The organism is Roseateles sp., from assembly GCF_052436255.1.
GTDB lineage: Bacteria > Pseudomonadota > Gammaproteobacteria > Burkholderiales > Burkholderiaceae_C > Pelomonas.
In genome coordinates, this window is sequence record NZ_JBQVNP010000274.1 from 1 (window position 1) to 3,102 (window position 3,102).

3 protein-coding genes are annotated in these 3,102 nt (G+C 72.8%); 2 read left to right on the plus strand and 1 reads right to left on the minus strand.

What is annotated here, in order from left to right:
• Positions 1-2 precede the first annotated feature (2 nt).
• A complete protein-coding gene (locus ACT6S0_RS27395) occupies positions 3-1,097 on the plus strand; it encodes a PQQ-dependent sugar dehydrogenase (RefSeq protein WP_444766884.1) in 1,095 nt (364 codons plus the stop codon).
• Here the strand turns inward: ACT6S0_RS27395 and ACT6S0_RS27400 are convergent.
• On the minus strand, positions 1,094-2,860 hold the full coding sequence (locus ACT6S0_RS27400) for a hypothetical protein (protein WP_444766885.1): 1,767 nt from the start codon (positions 2,858-2,860) through the stop codon (positions 1,094-1,096). The genes ACT6S0_RS27395 and ACT6S0_RS27400 overlap by 4 nt on opposite strands.
• Positions 2,861-2,895: 35 nt before the next feature.
• Here ACT6S0_RS27400 and ACT6S0_RS27405 point away from each other — a divergent pair.
• Positions 2,896-3,102 (plus strand): hypothetical protein (locus ACT6S0_RS27405; RefSeq protein WP_444766886.1); only part of this gene is annotated, 207 nt, incomplete at its 3' end.

A 3,102-nucleotide genomic window follows, 5' to 3' on the forward strand; every position in this document is an offset into this window, starting at 1 on the left:
CCATGCCGACACCGCCGCCACCGGCTTCTGCGCCAGCCCCTGCCCCGCCCGGCGCGCCGCGCGCGACGGTGCAGGCCGTCGCGCTGCTCAGCCCCTGGGGCCTGGCCCAGTTGCCCGGCGGCGATTGGCTGGTCACACAGCGCACCGGCAGCCTGGTGCGGGTGGCTTCCAACCTGGCCAGCAGCCAGCCAGTCAGCGGGGCGCCCGCCGTCAGCAGCGCCGGCCAGGGCGGCCTGCTCGATGTCGCGCTGGACCCCGACTTCGCCACCGCGCCCTGGGTCTATCTGAGCTATGCCGAGCCCGGCACCGGCGCTGATGCAGGTCGGGCCGGCACGGCGGTCGCGCGGGCCCAGCTGGTGGGCAATGCGCTGCAGGGGCTGACGGTCATCTTCCGCCAGGCGCCCAAGGTCAGCGGCAGCGGCCATTACGGTTCCCGCCTCGTCTTTGCACGCGACAAGACACTCTTCATCACGCTGGGCGACCGCCAGCTTGGCAGCCCGTCGCAGGACCTGCAGCAGACCCTGGGCAAGGTCGCGCGCATCAACCGCGACGGCAGCCTGCCGGCCGACAACCCTGTCTTCGCTGGCGGCGCGCGGGCCGGCATCTGGAGCCTGGGCCACCGCAACCCGCAGGGCGCGGCCTTGCATCCGACCACGGGCGAACTCTGGGTCAGCGAGCACGGCCCCCAGGGCGGCGACGAGATCAATATCGCCCGCGCCGGTGCCAACCACGGCTGGCCCACCGTCAGCTATGGCTGCAACTATGGCGAACCGGTCGGTGACGGCTGCCGCCTGGGCAACGGCACGCATGCGCCGCGCTTCGTCGAGCCGCTGACTTTTTGGGTGCCCACTTCCATCGCGCCCGCCGGCATGGCCTTCTACAGCGGGGCGATGTTCCCCGAGTGGCAGGGCAACCTCTTCGTCGCCGCGCTGGCCGGCCAGGCGCTCTGGCGGCTGACGCTGTCGGGCGACACGGTGGCCAGCCGCGAGCGCCTGTTCGCCGAACTCGGCGAGCGCATCCGCGACGTCAAGCCGGCGGCCGACGGGTCGCTGCTGATGGTCACGGACAGCGGCAAGCTGGTCCGCGTCGCCCGCTAACAGCGCAGGCTGGCGACCTGCGCGGCGCAGGACTGGCTGTCCAGCTGCAGCACCAGGCCATCGGGCATGCGGCCGGTGATGCGCAGCAGCTTGTAGTCAGCGGCGGCCAGTGCCGTGCCGCCCAGGGGCGGGTTGAAGGCGGCAAGCAGGGCGCCGGCAGTCAGTTCAAGCTCGGCGAGCTTGGTGTTGCAGGCGGCGTCGGTGCAGAGCTGGGCGCGGTTCAACGCGAGGTCGCGACGCGGCAGGGCCCAGGCCGGGCCATAGCTGATCGTGGCGTTGGCGGCGCCCTTGAGCGAAGCGAGCGAGGTGTGCGACGCCCCCGACAACGCCGGCCAGGGCTGGCCGCTATGGCTCGTCGCTGCAATCGGCAGCAGGCCGGCCAGCTCGACGCTGATGACCGGCCCGTCGGCGCCGGTGAGCGGCGTGGTGCAGCCGGCGTCGCCGTAGAGCTCGATCTTCAGCGCACGCCCGGCGCGGGCGAAATTCCGCGCCGTCGCGTCGCCCGCCGCGCCATTGGGGACTGGCAAGGCGACCACATTGGCGCCGCGCGTCGCGCCCGTGGCTGGGTCGAGGCTGGGTGTCGCGTCATTGCTGCTGATGCTCCACAGGCTGAGCAGGCTGCCGCTGCCGCGCTTGTACAGGGCGAGCGCGACGTCGGCGCCGCTGCCATCCTTTTGGCTGACACGGGCACATTGCAGCGCGTCGCCGCCGCTGACGCCGACGGCGGGAATGCTGATGTCCAGGTAGCGCGCATAGCTGTCCGGCGCCGCAGCATCGACTCGCCTGACCAGCACCAGGCGGGCGTTGGCGCTGGCCTGCACCTCCAGGCGGTTGCCCAGGAAGGTCCAGCCCGTGGGCCGCCTGACGGCGGCCTGCTCTGACCCCAGCCGGCGCTGGAAGCCCTTGCTGTTCTGGAAGACGAGGTTGACGCGGCAGACCGGGTCGCCGCCGTCGAAGTCGCAGCGGCCCAGCGTGGTCGGCAGCAGCTTGCCGCCAAACAGCACTTCGCCGTCGCCAAGCACGCCGGCCAGGCGCAGGCAGATGACCTGGGCGGCCAGGGTACCGCCGAAGGTCGTGCCCGGGTCGAGGCTGGCGCGCACGTTGGCGTCGAAAACGGCGTTCAAGCCGGGCTGGCAGCTGGTGTTGGTGGCCATGGCCGTGTTCATGCTGGCGAACAAGGCATCCACGCCGATCAGGTCCAGGCCGGCAGCGGCGGGGTCGATGCTGAAGCTGCCCTGGGTTGTGCCGGGCTCCAGGTAGGCGGTGCCCGCCCCCAGACGCGAGCTCAGCGTGACGAAGGCCCGGGTGTCAAAGCCCAGGCCGACGGCGACGGCGTCCAGCGCGCGGTCGTGGCCGGTATGCACACCAGGCGTCAGCGGGCCGGCCAGCAGGTCGAAATCGCTCGCCAGGCCGGCGTCGGCCAGGGCCGGCGCAACGGCGGCGCGCAACTGGGTGTGGGCGCTGGACAGGGCAGCATTGGTCAGCCCCTGGGCGGCACCGCCCATCAACGTCTCGGGCGCCTGGCCGCTGGCCAGCACCGTGATGGCGCTGGTCAACGGTGTCAGGTTCAGGGTGCCGCCGTTGTTGGTCGCGCCCCAGACGCACAGCGGCACGTCGCCCACAGTGCCACAGGCTTCAACCCGGAAGGGCCCCTGCCCGACCAGCGGCACGGGGCCGTAGGCGCCCGTTGTTGCCGACACCGGGCGGCCGGTTGCGATGACCTTGCCCGTCGGGTCCAGCACGCGCACCGTGGCACCGGTCAAGCCCAGGCCGGCCGCGACGACGCCGGAGATCGGCGGTGGTGGCGGCGGCGGCGGCGGCGGCGTTGGCGTTGGTGCCGGTGCCGGTGCCGGCGAGGGGCTGGGAGACGGGCTCGGCGCTGGGCTGGGGCTGGGTGCCGGACTTGGGCTGGGCGTCGGAGAGGGGCTCGGGCTCGGCGTCGGCGTCGGGCTTGGCGCAGGACTCGGCGCCGGCGACGGGCTGGGAGATGGGCTTGGTGAAGGGC

Bases quoted from the DNA above. Each gene is read 5' to 3' on its own strand.
- ACT6S0_RS27395 (WP_444766884.1), top strand. From the start codon at position 3: ATGCCGACACCGCCGCCACCGGCTTCTGCGCCAGCCCCTGCCCCGCCC.